Origin of the sequence: Pseudoalteromonas sp. T1lg23B (assembly GCF_002964665.1) — a bacterium.
Taxonomy (GTDB): Bacteria; Pseudomonadota; Gammaproteobacteria; order Enterobacterales; family Alteromonadaceae; genus Pseudoalteromonas.
Genome location: NZ_PQBZ01000010.1, coordinates 1 through 18,252, shown reverse-complemented (window position 1 = coordinate 18,252; position 18,252 = coordinate 1). Strand labels below are relative to the sequence as shown.

Here is an 18,252-nt window from a genome sequence, read left to right as displayed (position 1 = left end):
ACCGAACTGGTTTGTACTGACTCTAGTTCAATAGAGAAAAATCGACTTCCGGTAAGCTTTCAAAACTTGGTCGAGCAAATAGATAACCTTGCATCAATGACACTCCGGCATCACGTAACCATTTATATTCATTGACTGTTTCAATCCCTTCGGCAAGGGGCCGAATATTAAGATCTTTAAACATTTTCAAGCAATTATCCACGATGGCTTGACGCGATCTATCTTTATCAATGTTTCTAACCAGTGCCATATCTAACTTAATAATATTAGTTTGAAAATCGGCCAGTAAGTTTAATCCAGAATAACCAGCACCAAAATCATCTGTCGCAGTCAAAAAACCTAATGAACGGTAATACTCAACAACAAGTTTAATGTGTTGCGTATCCTCTACCTTTTCGACTTCTGTAAATTCAAACATGATGCGACTAATTGGAAAACCGTACTTTTTAGCCGCTTCTAGTGTGGTGCGAATACAACGTTCGGGTTTATAGATAGCATTGGGTAGAAAGTTGATACTTAAAAAATGTTGGATATCCAATTTAGCTGCCAGTGCAATAGCTTTCACGCGGCAAAGTTGATCAAAAGCATACCGATTGTTGTCATTCACTTTGGAAATAATCGACCACGCAGATTCATTATTCATCCCTCGTACCAGCGCCTCATAGCCAAATATTTGGTTGCTATCACATTCCACTATCGGCTGAAATGCCATTGAAAAATCAAAATCGAGGGCGGGTTCATCACGGCAATTTGCACACCCTACTTTTTGACAAATCTCTTCTGGTTTGTCCATCATCACTTTCCTTACGCTCAACATATATGCGAGCTTAGCGCCCATACCGAAGCTTCGCAACTTAACGTTTAGTTCCAGATCTGGCAAGAACACATGGATCTAGAAAACTATGATACGTGCCACATCAACAAATGGAACACTAATACCATGAGTAAATATCAACACTTTCATCATCTACATAATCAACCGACAATATTTAAGCTACTTAATGCATGGGATCCGCTCTCTGCCATGCTGTTAGAGCAAGCTGGATGCAAAGCGATTGCCACCACTAGTTGGGGCATGGCTAATGCCCGAGGACAACGAGATGGTGAGTCTTGCTCATTCAATCGCTTTCTAGCACAAACCAAACAACTTATTGATGCCGTTGAAATTGGCGTGAGCGTAGATATCGAATCAGGATTTTCAGATGATGCGATAACTGTCTGTGAGCATGTTTTAGAGATTGCCAAACTCGGTGCAGTCGGTATTAATATTGAAGATAGCAGCAAAGAAACCGGTCAGCTACGCCACATAGATGAGCAAACTAAGATTTTAAGCGCAATCAAACAAACCTTGAACACAACGGGCTATTCTGAACTATTTGTTAATGCGCGCATTGATACCGCATTATTATCAGAGCACCACTTTAGTGCCACATTAGAGCGAGCCCAAGCCTATGTTAATGCTGGTGTGGATGGCATATTTATACCGGGTTTATCGAACCACTCTTTGATCGAAACCTTATGTAAACAACTATCAGTCCCCGTTAATATATTGGCCCTAGCCGATTGCTGTAACAGCAAAGAACTGCAAAATTTGGGTGTAAAACGGCTTTCATTTGGTAACGCATTCTCTGATAACTGTATAGATCTAATACAAAAACAAGTCCACAAAGCACTCAACTGTTCAGATCATAGTGATTTATTTCAATATAATTCGATCACATTACCATTTTAATTTTTGCTCAACGGTGATGGTGGTGCAAAACACAGCATCTTTTGGGTAACAAACCACCGCTGTTCGGTGGCAATGGTTTTATTTAATAACGCAAGATCGCTCTTTAGCGATCTTTTTAGCCTGTTTTTAGATTATTTTATTATATGGATCGATACTGATAGATCTGACAAGTTGCGCACTTAACCCACCTCCTATAGTTTATACACATCAGCACTATCCACATGAGCTTTAAAACAGATAAAGAAGGTGAATTTGCTTAGTTCACCTTAAAATAACATGCACTTTGCTAATAATCCGCGCGGGTTATTGCAAGCATACTGCCAGCTTATCCACAAATTTCACACGATAAACATGGCAGGAATAAATTATTTAAGTATTATTTATCAGCAACTTGTGACGAACAACTCACAATTGAATGTAAATTAACCTAATTAATTTATCCAAACTAAGTGATCTGTACTTTACTTCTCGTGGTAGGTCATTATGATGTCGGCATTCGGACTAGGTAGTAGAAGTTATGCAGCACATAGAGATCATCGTTGGTAGCCAAATGGGTTCAGCCGAATACGTCGCTGAACAATTGAAAGAAGCCCTGAAAGATCAAGATATTATTGCGGCTGTTCATGAGCAACCAATGCTCAATGACATCGTTCATCCGATCTGGCTGGTGGTGACTTCAACATATGGTGCCGGTGATTATCCGGATAATTTGTTATCTTTTATAAGTGAGTTAGATCAACAAGATAACTTAGATCACATCCACTTTGCTGTCGTAGGCATTGGAGACACAAGCTATGATACCTTTAACTTCGCTGCCAAAAACTGCTCGCAACTGCTTGTTAGTAAAGGAGCAACTCAGTTATTAGCGAATTTAGAGATCGATGTACTTGATGATGTGTTACCCGAAGATACCGCTTTAGAGTGGCTACCTCAGCTAGTTGAGAAACTGCCCCAAAGCAGAGAGTGATCTTTTACATAAGTTATTCACAATTTTTCGTGAAATAAGATCGTATTGTGGATAACACTTGATCTAACAGGGGATCTAACCCTAGTTATCCATGGGATAAATTCGTTCGGATCTACCCCTGTGTATAAATAGGCGTTTTGATCAGAGCTTGTTAGCCCTTAGATCCGATCTAATTCACATCTATTGATCTGCTATAATCCTTTGATATATATAAGCTATTAGACCTTACTAACAGATCATGCGATCACTAGTAGTAAGATCTAATAAAAGATCTTTAAAAAGATCCTTATATATATTAAGTGATCAAGTTTAGGTATTTTCTAAGTTGGTTATTATTTAAACATTTCACTTCTGAGCATTTCTAGGTAGAATACGCTCCCTTTCAAAATTTGCTGGTTGTTTTTAAGTAGGATCCCGTAAATGATTTATCATGAACATTTTGACGTTATTGTAGTTGGTGGTGGACATGCAGGCACAGAGGCTGCGTTAGCTGCTGCTCGCATGGGTATGAATACCTTATTGTTAACACACAATATGGATACTCTTGGTCAAATGTCATGTAATCCTGCAATTGGTGGGATTGGTAAAGGACATCTAGTAAAAGAAATAGACGCCTTAGGTGGCGCTATGGCTAAAGCCATTGATAAAGGTGGCATTCAATTTAGAACGCTCAATTCATCTAAAGGTCCTGCTGTTCGAGCAACACGAGCTCAAGCAGACCGAGCACTCTATAAAGCGGCGATTCAAGACATTTTACAACATCAGGAAAACTTAAAAATTTTCCAACAGTCGTGTGATGATTTAATTGTTGAACAAGATCAAGTGAAAGGCGTGGTTACCCAAATGGGACTACGTTTCAGTGCGCAAACGGTAGTATTAACCGTGGGAACTTTCCTCGGTGGTCAAATTCATATTGGTATGGAAAACTTTAAGGGTGGACGTGCAGGTGATCCACCTTCTATCGCCCTTGCACAACGTTTACGTGAGTTACCTTTTAGAGTAGATCGCTTAAAAACGGGAACACCACCACGTATTGATGCCCGAACCGTTGATTTTTCTGTGATGCAAGAGCAACCAGGTGATACACCAACACCAGTATTTTCATTTATGGGTAAGCAGTCTGATCACCCTCAGCAGATCCCTTGCTTTATCACTTATACCAATGAACAAACGCACGATGTCATTCGTGAGAATTTACATCGTTCGCCAATGTATGCAGGTGTTATCGAAGGGATTGGACCGCGCTATTGCCCATCAATTGAAGACAAAATTGTCCGTTTTGCTGATAAAGAAAAACATCAAATTTTCGTTGAACCTGAAGGATTAACCTCATATGAGCTTTACCCCAATGGGATCTCAACGAGCTTACCATTTGATGTACAGCTACAAATTGTGCGTTCTATTAAAGGCTTTGAGAATGCGCACATTTGTCGTCCTGGTTACGCAATCGAATATGATTTCTTTGATCCACGAGATCTCAAACAGTCATTAGAGACTAAGTTTATTAACGGTTTGTTCTTTGCAGGCCAGATCAATGGAACCACAGGTTATGAAGAAGCCGGTGCGCAGGGCTTGATTGCGGGTATGAACGCTGCACTCCAAGTACAAGGTAAAGATGCTTGGACGCCTCGTCGCGACCAGGCTTACACAGGTGTTCTAATTGATGATCTTGCGACGCTAGGTACAAAAGAACCATACCGCATGTTTACCAGCCGTGCAGAATATCGTTTGTTATTACGTGAAGATAACGCTGATTTACGTTTAACAGAAAAAGGTCGTGAGCTAGGTTTGGTCGATGATGATCGTTGGGCCGCTTTTAATAATAAACTTGAAGTAATGGAACAAGAATCTCAAAGACTTAAGTCAACTTGGATCCATAAAGATCACCCTGCTCTTGCACAGGTAAATGAGTTATTGAAAACGCCTTTGATCCGTGAGGCGAGTTTAGAGGATCTGATCCGTCGTCCTGAAGTGTCTTATCATGAATTAATGAAAATAGACGGGTTGAGTTCAGAGTCTGATAATATTCAAGCACTTGAACAGGTTGAGATCCAAACTAAATACGCGGGCTACATTGCACGCCAGCAAGATGAGATCAACAAGCAGTTACGTCATGAAGAAACCGTACTGCCAGAAGACTATGATTATTCAAAAGTCAGTGGCCTTTCAAATGAGGTCGTGGCTAAGTTAACAGATGCTCGTCCGCAAACCATTGGTCAGGCTTCGCGTATTTCTGGTATCACCCCAGCCGCTATTTCGCTATTATTAGTGTATCTGAAAAAGCAAGGGCTACTGCGCAAGTCTGCGTAGCAGCATAGGAATACTGTGTTACAGCAACAACTGACTTCTTTGTTAGCGCAAACGGAACTTGCGCTAAGTGAACATCAACAAGCACAATTAGTGCAATATGTTGAGTTACTCGATAAATGGAATAAAGCTTACAATTTAACCTCAGTACGCGACCCAAAAGAAATGATGGTAAAGCACATCATGGATTCTTTGGTTGTGGCGCCACACCTTAGCGGTAAGCATTACATTGATGTTGGCACCGGACCAGGTTTACCTGGCATCGTATTGGCTATTGCCTTGCCCGACACTCAGTTTGTATTATTAGACAGTTTGGGCAAACGTGTACGTTTTTTAATGCAAGTAAAACATGCGCTTGGCTTGGATAATGTGACTCCAGTGCAGTCTCGTGTTGAAGAATATCAGCCAAGTGTTAAATTAGATGGTGTACTCAGCCGTGCTTTTGCGTCATTGCAGGATATGGTTGATTGGTGTGGACACCTAATCGACCAATCAGGCCACTTTTTGGCATTGAAAGGCCAATTTCCGGCACAAGAACTTGAACAACTGCCTGTAGGGATCACCTTGCAACAGGATATTCATCTTGCCGTGCCAGAGTTAGATGCAGAGCGACATTTAATCATTCTTTCAAAAGATTAGTATTCGAGGGCAACGTGGCAAAAGTCATTGCAATTGCAAACCAAAAAGGTGGCGTTGGCAAAACCACCACGGCTGTGAATCTAGCAGCCTCGATGGCGGCAACTAAGCGCAAGGTTTTATTAATTGATTTAGACCCGCAAGGTAACGCAACGATGGGTAGTGGTGTCGACAAATATGGTGACGTCGCAACCATCTATGATTTACTGATCGAAGAGAAAACCATTGATGATGTGATCTGCAAAGAAACATCTGGTGAGTATCATCTTATTGCTGCTAACGGAGACGTCACGGCTGCAGAAGTGAAGCTGATGGAGTTATTCGCGCGCGAGGTACGCTTACGTAACGCGCTTGAGTTAATTAAAGATAAGTACGAGTTTATTTTTATCGACTGCCCGCCCTCTTTGAATATGTTGACAGTCAATGCGATGGCGGCGGCGGACTCGATTTTAGTTCCCATGCAGTGTGAATACTATGCATTGGAAGGTCTCACTGCATTGATGGATACTATCACGCAATTGGCTAAATTGGTGAACCCAGAATTACAAATTGAGGGAATTTTACGCACCATGTATGATCCGCGAAATCGCCTTGCCAATGATGTATCTGAGCAACTGAAACAACATTTTGGTGATAAAGTATATCGCACCGTGATCCCGCGTAATGTGCGTTTAGCAGAGGCCCCTAGTTTTGGTGCGCCGGCTATGTATTATGATAGGGCATCAAGCGGTGCAAAAGCATATTTGGCTTTGGCAGGCGAAATGTTACGTCGTAAAGAAAAACAATCCGCAGCGGTTGCCTAAGAGGATAATAACAACATGTCGGTAAAAAAACGCGGTTTAGGCCGAGGCTTGGATGCCCTACTCAGTTCTTCCAAACCTGCCCCTAGCAAAGAGTCTATTGACGCTGAAACGGTTGTTAACGTGAATGAAAGCGTTAATCGCGTTGCTAGTGATTCAGAACTACAACGTCTGCCGATTGAATTTTTAAAACCGGGTAAATATCAGCCGCGTAAAGATATGTCAGAGCAAGCTCTAGAGGAGCTGGCCAGTTCAATTCGAGCACAAGGGGTGTTACAACCTATCGTGGTTCGCCCTACCGGTGATAATCAGTTTGAAATAATTGCAGGTGAGAGGCGTTGGCGAGCGGCACAGCTTGCTGAGCTAGATGTGGTGCCTTGTATTCTAAAGGATGTGCCTGATGAGGCTGCTGTTGCCATTGCGCTTATCGAGAATATTCAACGTGAAGATCTCAATGCTATGGAAGAAGCCGTTGCGCTAGACAGGCTGCTACATGAATTTGAATTAACACACCAACAAGTAGCTGATGCGGTGGGTAAATCACGCACCACAGTAACGAATTTACTTAGACTCAATAATCTTAATGATGATGTTAAAAAGTTGTTGGAACATGGTGACATAGAAATGGGCCATGCTCGCTGCTTGTTAGCCCTCACAGGTGAAGAGCAATCTGACGCTGCCAGAACCGCAGTGGCCAAGGCTTTAACCGTGCGTGAAACAGAGAAGTTAGTGCGCAATATTCTTGAGCCTGCGGATAAAAAACAGACAAAAGAAAAAGATCCAGATGTCAAATTGTTAGAACAACAATTAGCCGAAAATTTAGGCGCCAAAGTGGAAATTAATTATAATCAAAAAGGCAAGGGAAAATTGGTTATTTCATATGCCAATTTGGATGAACTAGATGGTATCTTAGGTCGTATCCAGTCAGACATGCAACAACCTTCCTAATGCATGAATATTAGGCAAATGTGGTGTCGAAAAAGCACCACATTTTGTCTCATCAAGTTGCAAAATCACCAAATATAAGTATAATTTCGCCAGTTTTAAGACCCTGATTAATTTTTACGCCATTAAAGGTTAACTAAAAGTGACTCAATCGTTAGTAAGCCCATATCGGCGTGCCGCATTAAAAGGTGTTTTGTATCAGGGAGTCGTGGCGTTAGCCATCGCAGTTATCGTTTTTGTATGTTGGGGAGCTTTGGCAGCTCAGTCGGCACTAGCCGGTGGAGTGATAGCCGTGCTTCCCAATTTAGTATTTGCCGTTTATGCCTTTCGATATATGGGCGCAAGCAAGGCAAACCAAGTGCACAAATCGTTTAAACGAGGCGCTGGGTTAAAATTTTTGTTAACTACTGCACTATTTTTGGTGGCATTTAAAGTCCTAGCAGTTGCGCCGTTATGGCTGTTTGTTAGTTTTATCATCGTAACCATCGTGCATTGGTGTACATCGATTTTTTTTAATCATTAACTTTTAGGAAAAACAATGGCTGCAGAACAAAGCTTACAAGGCTATATTCAGCACCACCTTACGAATGCCAAAATGTGTACGACCGATCAAGGTCTCGCATTTAACAAGGCATGTAGTGAGGCTGGTTTCTGGACTTGGCATGTAGATACTTTGGCTTGGTCAATTCTATTAGGTCTTGTTTTTATCTGGATTTTCAAAAGTGCCGCTAATAAAGCGACCACTGGCGTGCCAGGTAAAATGCAATGCTTCGTAGAAATGATCGTTGAATTCGTTGACTCGAACGTGAAAGATACCTTCCACGGTAAGAGTAAACTGATTGCTCCTCTAGCCCTAACAATTTTCGTTTGGGTATTTCTGATGAACTTGATGGATTTGATCCCGGTTGACTTCCTTCCATTTGCTGCAGGGCAAATTGGTGCTGCGACTATGGGCGTGGATCCTCATGATGTATACATGAAAGTGGTACCGACTACTGACGTTAACCTAACGTTTGCGTTGTCACTAGGTGTATTCGCACTAATCATTTTCTATACCATCCGTACTAAAGGTGTTATGGGCTTTGTAAAAGAGCTAACACTTCACCCGTTCACGGCTAAGAATCCGTTTGTTCAGGCGTTACTTATCCCTGTGAATTTCGTGATGGAATTTATTACATTGATTGCTCGCCCTATCTCGTTGGCGCTGCGTCTACACGGTAACTTATTTGCGGGTGAATTGATTTTCATCATCATCGCATCAATTGGCTTGTTCCAGTTACCATTACACTTTATCTGGGCGGTATTCCACATCCTAGTTATCGTATTACAAGCATTCGTATTTATGATGCTGACCGTTGTTTATTTAAGCATGGCAACGTCGGATCATTAATAGATATAAACACCAAATTCATTAACTTTAAATTTAAATAAATCGGAGACAATAATGGAAATCGTACTAGGTCTTAAATATATCGCTGTTGCACTTCTAATTGGTTTAGGTGCGTTGGGTACTGCAATTGGTTTTGGTACTCTTGGTGGTAAATTCCTAGAGTCTGCAGCTCGTCAACCAGAGCTTGCACCTCAACTTCAAGTTAAAATGTTCATCGTTGCTGGTCTTATCGATGCGATCGCGATGATCGGTGTTGGTATCGCGATGGTATTGTTGTTCGTAATGTAATTACTGGTTTTATAAGCCAATTTGTTTATCGAACAACTAATTTGAGGAGGAGCGGTTGTGAACTTAAACGCCACTCTACTGGGTGAATTAATCGCGTTTATCGTTTTCGTATGGTTCTGCATGAAGTATGTATGGCCACCGCTAAACGGTGCGATTGAAGCTCGCCAAAAGAAAATTGAAGACGGTCTTGCTGCTTCTGACGAAGCGGAAAAAGAGCTTGAGCGTGTGCGTCTTGAAGCTGCTGAGCAGTTAAAAGAAGCAAAATCTCAAGCGGCTGAAATCATCGAGCAAGCGAAAAAACGCGCTGCGTTGATCGTGGATGAAGAAACCACGCGTGGTCAGCAAGAGCGTGAGAAAATCATTGCTCAAGGGCACTCTGAAATTGAATCTGAGCGTAACCGTGTGACAGAAGACTTGCGTAAGCAGGTTGCTACTCTGGCAGTGGTTGGTGCACAGAAGATTTTAGAACGTGAAATCAATCAAGCTGCACACAGTGACATCGTTGAAAAACTTGTCGCTGAGCTGTAATAAGGAGGTATGAGCATGTCTGAATTGGCTACTATCGCTCGTCCTTACGCTAAAGCGGCTTTTGAGTTTGCTGTTGAAAAAAGCGCTGTTGATGCTTGGAACGAGATGCTTTTCTTTGCTGGTGAAGTAGCAAAGAATGAGCAAATCGCGCGTTTCCTAGCTGGCAGCGCCTCTGTTGAAAAACAAGCTGAGGTTTTCGCTCAAGTTTGTGCAGAGCAAATCAACGACCAAGTTTTGAACCTTATTAAGGTGATGGCTGAAAATGGTCGTTTGGTTGCACTTCCAGCAGTTGCACAGTTATATGCTGAATTTAAAGCAGAATATGACAAAGAAATCGATGTAGACGTGATTTCTGCAACAGAATTGGCTGAAGAGCAGCAAACAAATCTAGTAGCGGCACTTGAAAAACGTTTCGCACGCAAAGTTAAGCTAAATTGTAGTGTTGATGAAAGCACGGTAGCCGGCCTTATTATTAAGGCTGGTGACACAGTCATCGACGGCTCAGTACGCGGTAAGCTAAACCGCTTAGCTACTACACTACAATCGTAATTGGGAAAAAGAGCATGCAACTTAATTCCACAGAAATTTCTGCGCTGATCAAGCAACGTATTGAACAGTTTGAAGTTGTAAGTGAAGCTCGTAACGAAGGTACAATTGTATCTGTTACTGACGGTATCATCCGCATTCACGGTCTAGCTGACTGTATGCAGGGTGAGATGATCGAGCTTCCTGGCAACCGTTATGCTATCGCACTAAACCTTGAGCGTGACTCAGTAGGTGCAGTAGTAATGGGTCCATACGCAGACCTTAAAGAAGGCGTAAAAGTACAATCTACTGGTCGTATCTTAGAAGTACCTGTTGGTCGTGGTCTACTAGGTCGTGTTGTAAACACACTTGGTCAACCTATCGATGGTAAAGGTGCACTTGATAACGACGGTTTTGAACCAGTTGAAAAAATCGCACCAGGCGTAATCGAGCGTCAATCAGTAGATGAGCCAGTACAAACTGGTTATAAGTCTATCGATGCGATGATTCCAGTTGGTCGTGGTCAGCGTGAGCTTGTGATCGGTGACCGTCAGACTGGTAAAACTGCACTAGCAATCGATGCTATCATCAACCAAAAAGACACGGGCGTTAAGTGTGTGTACGTAGCGGTTGGTCAAAAAGCGTCTACTATTGCTAACGTAGTACGTAAATTAGAAGAGCACGGTGCACTTGCAAACACTATCGTTGTTGTTGCATCAGCTTCAGAATCAGCTGCGCTACAATTCCTAGCGCCATTTGCTGGTTGTACTATGGGTGAATACTTCCGTGACCGCGGTGAAGATGCACTAATCGTATATGATGATTTGTCTAAGCAAGCTGTTGCTTACCGTCAAATCTCATTGCTACTTAAGCGTCCACCAGGTCGTGAAGCTTACCCAGGTGACGTATTCTACCTTCACTCACGTCTTCTAGAGCGTGCATCACGTGTTAACGCTGATTACGTTGAGAAGTTCACCAATGGTGAAGTGAAAGGTAAAACAGGTTCATTGACGGCATTGCCAATCATTGAAACTCAAGGTGGTGACGTTTCTGCATTCGTACCTACCAACGTTATCTCTATCACCGATGGTCAGATCTTCCTAGAAACTGACTTATTCAACGCAGGTATCCGTCCAGCTGTTAACGCTGGTATCTCGGTATCTCGTGTAGGTGGTGCTGCGCAAACTAAAATCGTTAAGAAACTAGGTGGTGGTATCCGTCTAGCGCTAGCTCAATACCGTGAACTAGCGGCGTTCTCTCAGTTCGCTTCTGATCTTGACGATGCAACTCGTGCACAACTTGAGCACGGTGAGCGCGTAACTGAGCTAATGAAGCAGAAACAGTACGCTCCAATGTCTGTTGCTGAAATGTCTCTGTCACTATTTGCAGCTGAAAAAGGCTACCTAAAAGACATCGAAATCAACAAGATCGGTGACTTTGAAGCAGCGCTTATCGGCTACGCAAACAGCACATACGCAGAGCTAATGGCTCAAATCAATGAAACAGGTAACTACAACGCTGAGATCGAAGCGCAGCTTAAAGAACTTCTAGAGAAGTTCAAAGCAACGCAAACTTGGTAATTTAGTTATGCTAGGTGAGGGTTATCGCTAACACTCACCTTGATTCGGAGAGAGAGTCATGGCCAGCGGAAAAGAGATTAAAAGCAAGATCGGGAGTATCAAGAATACTCAAAAGATCACCAGCGCAATGGAAATGGTTGCCGCTTCAAAAATGAAGAAGGCGCAAGACCGTGTGGCTTCAAGCCGTCCATACGCTGAGAACTTACGCAAAGTGATCGGTCGTGTTGCTCAAGCTAGCCTTGATTTCCGTCATCCGTTCTTAGCAGAACGTGACGTGAAGCGAGTTGGTTATATTGTTATCTCTACTGACCGTGGTCTATGTGGCGGTTTGAACTCAAATGAGTTCAAAAAAGTGGCATTAGACGTAAAAGCGTGGAAAGAAAAGGGTGTAGACGCAGAGTTTGCAACCATCGGCAGCAAGTCTGCTGGTTTCTTTAAGCGTTTTGGTGGTCAACTACTTGCTAAAAAAGCAGGGTTAGGAGATACCCCTTCGATTCAGGACGTAATTGGTCCTGTAAAAGTGATGCTTGATGCATACGCTGAAGGAAAAATAGACCGTTTGTACGTGGTATACAACAAGTTTGTAAATACCATGAAGCAAGAGCCCGTAATCGATCAGTTATTGCCTTTGCCAAAAGCTGAAGAAGAAGTATCAAGCTACGCTTGGGACTACTTATATGAGCCAAGCCCAGAAGCGATTTTAGAAACGCTACTGGTACGCTTTATTGAGTCACAAGTATACCAAGGTGTAGTTGAGAATGCCGCCTCTGAACAGGCTGCCCGTATGGTTGCGATGAAAGCCGCAACTGATAACGCAGGCGACCTGATGGATGAGCTGCAACTTGTTTACAACAAAGCGCGTCAGGCAGCAATCACACAAGAAATCAGTGAGATTGTTGGCGGCTCAGCAGCTGTATAACGCTTCGGCAAAGTTTAACGAGAGGAATAGACATGAGTTTAGGTAAGGTCGTCCAAATTATCGGCGCCGTTGTGGACATCGAGTTCCCACAAGACAACGTGCCAGCCGTATATGACGCACTAAAAGTAACAGAAGGCGACTTAGCTGGTTTGACTTTAGAAGTTCAACAGCAGCTAGGTGGCGGTGTGGTACGTGCTATCGCACTTGGTACTACTGACGGTTTACGTCGTAGTACATCAGTAGAAGGCACAGGCGAGCCAATCATGGTTCCAGTTGGTACAAAGACCCTAGGTCGTATCATGGACGTGTTAGGTCAGCCTATTGATGAAGCAGGTCCAATTGGTGAAGAAGAGCGTATGTCTATTCACCGTGCAGCGCCTTCATATGAAGATCAATCAAGTTCAGTTGAACTACTTGAAACAGGTATCAAGGTAATCGACCTTGTATGTCCGTTCGCTAAAGGTGGTAAAGTTGGACTATTCGGTGGTGCCGGTGTAGGTAAAACCGTAAACATGATGGAACTTATCCGTAACATCGCAATCGAGCACAGCGGTTACTCAGTATTCGCTGGTGTTGGTGAGCGTACTCGTGAGGGTAACGACTTCTATCACGAAATGAACGATTCAAACGTACTTGATAAAGTATCGCTTGTTTACGGTCAGATGAACGAGCCACCGGGTAACCGTCTACGTGTTGCTTTGACGGGTCTAACTATGGCTGAGAAGTTCCGTGACGAAGGTCGTGACGTACTTTTCTTCGTAGATAACATCTACCGTTATACACTAGCGGGTACTGAAGTATCAGCACTTCTTGGTCGTATGCCATCAGCGGTAGGTTACCAGCCTACACTTGCTGAAGAAATGGGTGTACTGCAGGAGCGTATCGCTTCAACTAAGACTGGTTCAATCACTTCAATCCAAGCGGTATACGTACCTGCGGATGACTTGACTGACCCATCACCAGCGACAACGTTCGCGCACTTAGATGCAACAGTTGTACTTTCACGTGATATCGCGTCTCTTGGTATCTACCCTGCGGTAGACCCACTAGATTCAACATCTCGTCAGCTTGACCCACAAGTTATTGGTCAAGAGCACTATGATACAGCACGTGGTGTTCAAACAGTTCTTCAGCGTTATAAAGAACTTAAAGACATCATCGCTATCCTAGGTATGGACGAGCTATCTGATGAAGATAAGCAAGTTGTATCTCGTGCGCGTAAGATCCAGCGTTTCCTATCTCAGCCGTTCTTCGTAGCTGAGGTATTTACAGGTGCACCTGGTAAATACGTTTCACTGAAAGACACTATCTCAGGCTTCAAAGGCATCCTAAACGGTGACTACGATGATATGCCAGAGCAGGCTTTCTACATGGTTGGTTCTATCGACGAAGCAGTTGATAAAGCTAAAAACATGTAATTTAGGGGGTTGATATGGCATTGACAGTACATCTTGACGTAGTAAGTGCAGAGCAGAGCGTGTTCTCTGGTGAAGCTGCTACGATCCAAGTGACCGGTAGTGAAGGTGAGTTGGGTATTCACCCAGGTCACGCCCCACTATTGACTGGCCTAAAACCTGGTATGGTACGTTTAGTGACGCAAGATGGTAAAGAAGAGATCATCTACGTTGCAGGTGGTACGCTTGAAGTTCAACCAAAAACCGTCACGGTCCTAGCGGACGTTGCGATTCGTGGTGAAGACTTAGATGAGCAAGCTGCAGAAGAATCTAAACGTGAAGCGCAAGCACAAATGGATTCAGCTTCAGCGACTGAACTTGACCATCAAGCTGCCGCGGTACAATTGGCTGAAGCAATTGCTCAGCTGCGTGTTATCCGCGAATTGCGCAAGTAAATACAAACCTATCTGGTTTAAAAAGCCCGCACATGATGTGCGGGCTTTTTTATTTATTAGGATAGTAAATTTGCTTATGATGACTTAAGTGTGTTATTGATAACTATTGCGTTTTAATATGCTTTTTTAGAACATTAAGCTAGCTTGATACCTTTTTTTCTATCTGAAATAATAAAAAAATTAATATATTGAATATCAATTGGCTTCACTACGTGTACAATTATAGTTTCGAAATTACGATCAAAGCGGCCAGCTTTTAAACAATATTAGTCATCGGTTTCAGAAGCTGGGTTGTAAAGACAGCATTATAATAACTCCAATAATAAACGATGTTTAAATGGCGACCATGAATGAAGTTAGTTTTTCAAGGAAAGTAAAGGAAGTGCATTTTGGGGCTTGGGTGTTTGATCCCAAAACTCAAACTATTTCGGATGGGGATGTTGAAAGGGAGCTCGAGCCTTTATTATTTAAGTTACTTTCATATTTTATTATCAACAATGACCAAGTGATCACACGTCAAAATCTGGTTGACGATGTTTGGTGTCAAAATTATGTAGATGATAACGCCATTAACCGCGCTATTTCAGAGCTGCGAAAAATACTGAAGTCAGATAAACAAAGGGGAATAGTACTAAAAACCCACTATCGCAAAGGATACAGTTTCGTTTTTGAGCCTATCATTATTTATCATGATCAATTATCTTCTGAAACACAGCATACCTCTCCAGACACTCCTTTTACTCCTCATCAAACAGACACTTCTATTAAAGCTACAGGGAAATCTCAGCGAGCCAAAAGTATAAAAGCCGCTTCTTTCATTGCCGGGGCTTTGGCTTTAGTGTTACTTGGCAGTCAATTTACGCCAATAGTCGACTCCCAGCCCGATGTGGTAGAAAAGTCTATTGAAGAAAGTGTTCTTTCTTGGATAGAAGGACGCTACACCTTGCTTAACTTGTCGCCAGACAAACGACAGTTGCTATTTGCGTTTATTCCAAGTGAGGGACAAAACTATACTTTGGTTGTTAAAGACCTAAACACTGGTTACGAGAAGCGTCTGGGCGAAGAGCAAGTTAACTATTTTCCGGTTGGATGGTCGGTTGATTCAAGCACCGTTTATTATCGCATTGTCAAAGACGATACCTGTCAAGTGTGGCGCTTAAACGCGGATTTCAATTCCAGCAGCGAATACCTTTTCCCGTGTGAGCCTGCGGGGCTTTCAGGAATAGGCGTTGATAATAATCATTTTATCTATTCTAAGCGTGGATATAGAAATAAAGATGAGCTGGCAGCACTGACTAGCCGGAATCTTGTTTCTGGTGAGGAATATCAAATCACCTCTCCTAATTTGAATTCATATGGCGATAATTTATTGGCATATATTCCAGAGAAGGAAACCATCATATTTGAGCGTTTGCAGTTAGATACCAGCGAACTGTATATGACTGATTTAGATGGTGGTAATCAGGTTAAGCTGTACGAAACGCAAAATAGAATCTGGGCGCTCAACTACGATCGCTCGAAAAACATGCTGGTTTGGCTCGACACGGTTGAAAGCAAGGTCTACGGATATTCCCTTACTGAAAAAAGGCTAACAAATGTCACCAAACTACTAGGTAACATTAATTATGCCAGCTATCAGTCAATCGGATTGGATGAGTTCTTGACAGTAAGCTATCCATTTTTACAAGACATCTATACCTATGACGTCACATCAGGACAACTAACAGAAAAAGTTAAAAGTCCTCATGAGGATGTATATGCCCTTGATGTACAAGACCACACCATTTTACTGAGACGAGTTGGTAACAAGCTGGCAATCAAGAAAATTGATAGTGATGGGCAAACATCGCAACTTGGTTTACCAAATGGGCGATATACAGCAATAAGTTATGACAAAGAACAGAATAGGCTACTCGTTCAATATCAAAACAAAATAGAAATATATGACTATGAGTCTTTGTCTCTCATTGCCTCAGTGGCGGTCGATGGAATTATCATATCATCAGAGTTTTTATTCAATAATCGCATTGGCTATGTGGTGCTAGACGAGCAGAAAGTTAGAAGTCGAGCCTATATCTATTCATTAGAAGATAGTAAAGAAACTAAGTTGCCGATGGTTAATTTACGTTGGGTGGGCCAACTTAATGACTACCAATATGTGACACTGTCTTCAGATGACAAAGTATTACTTTACGATGCTAAAAAAGGTGAAGTGTCGGTAACGGTGAATCTGCCAAAAGCGTTATATAAACATTCTGAAGCAATTGGTAACGGTCTTTACTACCATTCAGATGGCAAAAGTATATATCGAGTAGACTTTTATGCCGAAGAGCCCGTTACGGAAATTTACTCCGTAGATGCATCAAAATTTGTCATTCAAAACCTACGTATCTCTGAAACTTCCGGCCAGCTATTACTGGATATTCTGGAAGTGAGACAAAATCAGTTACTTAAGGTCAAAGTACAAGACTAATTTGACTATCTCAATGAGCTATTGCCCCGTTCAGTAGCTCTTTATTAAGCTTTCCCTCGTTACTCTCTACCTCTCCAACTGCAATGAGCTCGATGCGGTGCATTCTTTAGGTATTATTTGATCTAATGCAAATGTCGACTTTCGATGAAGTGGTATTAATAAATAGCGCTATCAGAAGAATTTAGACTATATCTTCGTGAGAATATGACAATGATGTTTCTGATGCAGGTATTTTTATATGGATTTTGATTTTTATCTCATAAGGAACGGTACATCAAATATTATGACTTGAAAACACTTTTAGATGTAAAATAAAATCATAAATAACAAATGGTTACGAGTTAATAAATAAGGTTTTATAATTTCTTGTTTTTGTCTTGTTTGGGTAATGTAGTTATCAAGCAAAGCGGGCCAGATGAATGGCACTGTGAATTGAGCACTTACATTTAAACAATAAGAAGGAAAACAAAATGTTTTTAAAACTAAAAACTAAAAAACTTAAGAAGCTAGTAGATAACCAAGCATTGAACACTCAGCAAACAAAGAAAATAGCCGGTGGTACAAATACAGACACTGTTAATCCAACGACATCTTACAAGGATTAGTCACGTGATGCATAAATGCGGCATTAAAGACGATTAGGAAGTAGATTTTTGATTGGAATAAATGGATTGTTAATAGCGCCATTAACGATGACGACTTTGGTGGGGAAGCTGACGTTTCAAGCTCCAACAACAGAGTTTTATTATGCTAGAGAGGCGGGAGTTGTCGTTGAAAGTGTGTTTGAATCGGGCAACACGGTTCAAAAAGGTGATGTTATTTTAAAGTACCTAACCGAGTTAGATAGAAATACTCCAAAACAGTTGAACGTCAATCAGGAAGGATTCGTTGATTACGTTCGTAGAGCCTCTGAACAAGAGAGAAGCTATAGCTCTGGAGATATTCTGGCGAAAATCAGCAGTAATACATCAATGGGCGTATTACTGGTAGAAGGAGCTGCGTTTCAAGGCATGTCTAACTTAAAACAATTATGGACATGCATGAATGGCCTTAAGAAGCGTGTAGAAGTGAATGGTATTCACGACAATCAGGTACTTCTATCTATTAAGCTAAGTGAAGCTGATTATAGTAATAAAGTATGGTATCAAAATGAGTCGCAAGTGACTTTGTCAACAAATGAGAGGCCATGTGCACATTAGTTGCTCTGGCCTACATTTGATCCCAAGTCTCCCTCAGCACTAAAGTCTCCCTCAGCACTAAAGTCTCCCTCAGCACTAAAGTCTCCCTCAGCACTAAAGTCTCCCTCAGCACTA

At 42.0% G+C, this 18,252-nt stretch carries 19 protein-coding genes; 18 read left to right on the top strand and 1 reads right to left on the bottom strand.

Annotated features, from left to right (window positions below):
- Nucleotides 1–22 precede the first annotated feature (22 nt).
- Nucleotides 23–793 (bottom strand): EAL domain-containing protein, encoded by a 771-nt coding sequence (locus C2M32_RS03610; RefSeq protein ID WP_105167155.1) that lies wholly within the window; start codon nucleotides 791–793, stop codon nucleotides 23–25.
- A 147-nt stretch (nucleotides 794–940) separates the two neighbouring features.
- Between C2M32_RS03610 and C2M32_RS03605 the strand changes: the two genes are divergently transcribed.
- The 18 genes from C2M32_RS03605 to C2M32_RS03525 all read left to right on the top strand — a co-directional run bounded on the left by C2M32_RS03605 (nucleotide 941) and on the right by C2M32_RS03525 (nucleotide 18,138).
- Nucleotides 941–1,732, top strand: coding sequence for an isocitrate lyase/PEP mutase family protein (locus tag C2M32_RS03605; RefSeq protein WP_158678097.1), 792 nt, complete (start codon nucleotides 941–943; stop codon nucleotides 1,730–1,732).
- 517 nt (nucleotides 1,733–2,249) lie between these two features.
- Entirely contained in the window at nucleotides 2,250–2,699 is a 450-nt protein-coding gene (gene mioC / locus C2M32_RS03600) for an FMN-binding protein MioC (protein ID WP_105167153.1), read from the top strand.
- Nucleotides 2,700–3,119: 420 nt separating this feature from the next.
- Complete coding sequence (gene mnmG, locus C2M32_RS03595) at nucleotides 3,120–5,009, top strand: tRNA uridine-5-carboxymethylaminomethyl(34) synthesis enzyme MnmG (protein WP_105167152.1); 1,890 nt, start codon at nucleotides 3,120–3,122, stop codon at nucleotides 5,007–5,009.
- Between the two features lie 15 nt (nucleotides 5,010–5,024).
- Nucleotides 5,025–5,645: a 16S rRNA (guanine(527)-N(7))-methyltransferase RsmG gene (gene rsmG / locus C2M32_RS03590; RefSeq protein WP_105167151.1), complete on the top strand. Its 621-nt coding sequence runs from the start codon at nucleotides 5,025–5,027 to the stop codon at nucleotides 5,643–5,645.
- Between the two features lie 14 nt (nucleotides 5,646–5,659).
- Complete coding sequence (locus C2M32_RS03585) at nucleotides 5,660–6,445, top strand: ParA family protein (protein ID WP_105167150.1); 786 nt, start codon at nucleotides 5,660–5,662, stop codon at nucleotides 6,443–6,445.
- A 15-nt stretch (nucleotides 6,446–6,460) separates the two neighbouring features.
- Nucleotides 6,461–7,390 (top strand): ParB/RepB/Spo0J family partition protein, encoded by a 930-nt coding sequence (locus tag C2M32_RS03580; protein WP_105167149.1) that lies wholly within the window; start codon nucleotides 6,461–6,463, stop codon nucleotides 7,388–7,390.
- Nucleotides 7,391–7,529: 139 nt separating this feature from the next.
- Entirely contained in the window at nucleotides 7,530–7,910 is a 381-nt protein-coding gene (locus C2M32_RS03575) for an ATP synthase subunit I (RefSeq protein WP_105167148.1), read from the top strand.
- 15 nt (nucleotides 7,911–7,925) lie between these two features.
- Complete coding sequence (gene atpB / locus C2M32_RS03570) at nucleotides 7,926–8,777, top strand: F0F1 ATP synthase subunit A (protein ID WP_105167147.1); 852 nt, start codon at nucleotides 7,926–7,928, stop codon at nucleotides 8,775–8,777.
- A 54-nt stretch (nucleotides 8,778–8,831) separates the two neighbouring features.
- Nucleotides 8,832–9,065 carry a F0F1 ATP synthase subunit C gene (atpE, locus tag C2M32_RS03565; RefSeq protein WP_070988097.1) on the top strand — a complete coding sequence of 78 codons (234 nt, stop codon included), beginning with the start codon at nucleotides 8,832–8,834 and terminating at the stop codon, nucleotides 9,063–9,065.
- Between the two features lie 57 nt (nucleotides 9,066–9,122).
- On the top strand, nucleotides 9,123–9,593 hold the full coding sequence (gene atpF, locus C2M32_RS03560) for a F0F1 ATP synthase subunit B (RefSeq protein WP_070990440.1): 471 nt from the start codon (nucleotides 9,123–9,125) through the stop codon (nucleotides 9,591–9,593).
- A gap of 15 nt (nucleotides 9,594–9,608) precedes the next feature.
- Nucleotides 9,609–10,142, top strand: a complete 534-nt coding sequence (gene atpH / locus C2M32_RS03555) for a F0F1 ATP synthase subunit delta (protein WP_105167146.1) — start codon at nucleotides 9,609–9,611, stop codon at nucleotides 10,140–10,142.
- Nucleotides 10,143–10,156: 14 nt separating this feature from the next.
- On the top strand, nucleotides 10,157–11,698 hold the full coding sequence (gene atpA / locus C2M32_RS03550) for a F0F1 ATP synthase subunit alpha (protein WP_105167145.1): 1,542 nt from the start codon (nucleotides 10,157–10,159) through the stop codon (nucleotides 11,696–11,698).
- A gap of 58 nt (nucleotides 11,699–11,756) precedes the next feature.
- Nucleotides 11,757–12,617: a F0F1 ATP synthase subunit gamma gene (gene atpG, locus C2M32_RS03545; RefSeq protein ID WP_105167144.1), complete on the top strand. Its 861-nt coding sequence runs from the start codon at nucleotides 11,757–11,759 to the stop codon at nucleotides 12,615–12,617.
- Between the two features lie 32 nt (nucleotides 12,618–12,649).
- Nucleotides 12,650–14,035: a F0F1 ATP synthase subunit beta gene (gene atpD / locus C2M32_RS03540; RefSeq protein WP_105167143.1), complete on the top strand. Its 1,386-nt coding sequence runs from the start codon at nucleotides 12,650–12,652 to the stop codon at nucleotides 14,033–14,035.
- 14 nt (nucleotides 14,036–14,049) lie between these two features.
- Nucleotides 14,050–14,466 carry a F0F1 ATP synthase subunit epsilon gene (locus tag C2M32_RS03535; protein ID WP_105167142.1) on the top strand — a complete coding sequence of 139 codons (417 nt, stop codon included), beginning with the start codon at nucleotides 14,050–14,052 and terminating at the stop codon, nucleotides 14,464–14,466.
- A gap of 346 nt (nucleotides 14,467–14,812) precedes the next feature.
- A complete protein-coding gene (locus C2M32_RS03530) occupies nucleotides 14,813–16,939 on the top strand; it encodes a winged helix-turn-helix domain-containing protein (protein WP_234401212.1) in 2,127 nt (708 codons plus the stop codon).
- Nucleotides 16,940–17,409: 470 nt separating this feature from the next.
- Complete coding sequence (locus C2M32_RS20965) at nucleotides 17,410–17,544, top strand: hypothetical protein (RefSeq protein ID WP_267894515.1); 135 nt, start codon at nucleotides 17,410–17,412, stop codon at nucleotides 17,542–17,544.
- Between the two features lie 48 nt (nucleotides 17,545–17,592).
- Nucleotides 17,593–18,138, top strand: coding sequence for a hypothetical protein (locus C2M32_RS03525; RefSeq protein WP_158678094.1), 546 nt, complete (start codon nucleotides 17,593–17,595; stop codon nucleotides 18,136–18,138).
- The last annotated feature ends 114 nt before the right edge of the window (nucleotides 18,139–18,252 follow it).

What these genes read in the sequence shown, in the direction of transcription:
- C2M32_RS03610 (WP_105167155.1), bottom strand. Translation starts at nt 793, where the DNA reads ATGGACAAACCAGAAGAGATTTGTCAAAAAGTAGGGTGTGCAAATTGC.
- C2M32_RS03605 (WP_158678097.1), top strand. Translation starts at nt 941, where the DNA reads ATGAGTAAATATCAACACTTTCATCATCTACATAATCAACCGACAATA.
- mioC (WP_105167153.1), top strand. Translation starts at nt 2,250, where the DNA reads ATGCAGCACATAGAGATCATCGTTGGTAGCCAAATGGGTTCAGCCGAA.
- mnmG (WP_105167152.1), top strand. Translation starts at nt 3,120, where the DNA reads ATGATTTATCATGAACATTTTGACGTTATTGTAGTTGGTGGTGGACAT.
- C2M32_RS03580 (WP_105167149.1), top strand. Translation starts at nt 6,461, where the DNA reads ATGTCGGTAAAAAAACGCGGTTTAGGCCGAGGCTTGGATGCCCTACTC.
- atpB (WP_105167147.1), top strand. Translation starts at nt 7,926, where the DNA reads ATGGCTGCAGAACAAAGCTTACAAGGCTATATTCAGCACCACCTTACG.
- atpE (WP_070988097.1), top strand. Translation starts at nt 8,832, where the DNA reads ATGGAAATCGTACTAGGTCTTAAATATATCGCTGTTGCACTTCTAATT.
- atpH (WP_105167146.1), top strand. Translation starts at nt 9,609, where the DNA reads ATGTCTGAATTGGCTACTATCGCTCGTCCTTACGCTAAAGCGGCTTTT.
- atpA (WP_105167145.1), top strand. Translation starts at nt 10,157, where the DNA reads ATGCAACTTAATTCCACAGAAATTTCTGCGCTGATCAAGCAACGTATT.
- atpG (WP_105167144.1), top strand. Translation starts at nt 11,757, where the DNA reads ATGGCCAGCGGAAAAGAGATTAAAAGCAAGATCGGGAGTATCAAGAAT.
- atpD (WP_105167143.1), top strand. Translation starts at nt 12,650, where the DNA reads ATGAGTTTAGGTAAGGTCGTCCAAATTATCGGCGCCGTTGTGGACATC.
- C2M32_RS03535 (WP_105167142.1), top strand. Translation starts at nt 14,050, where the DNA reads ATGGCATTGACAGTACATCTTGACGTAGTAAGTGCAGAGCAGAGCGTG.
- C2M32_RS03530 (WP_234401212.1), top strand. Translation starts at nt 14,813, where the DNA reads ATGAATGAAGTTAGTTTTTCAAGGAAAGTAAAGGAAGTGCATTTTGGG.
- C2M32_RS20965 (WP_267894515.1), top strand. Translation starts at nt 17,410, where the DNA reads ATGTTTTTAAAACTAAAAACTAAAAAACTTAAGAAGCTAGTAGATAAC.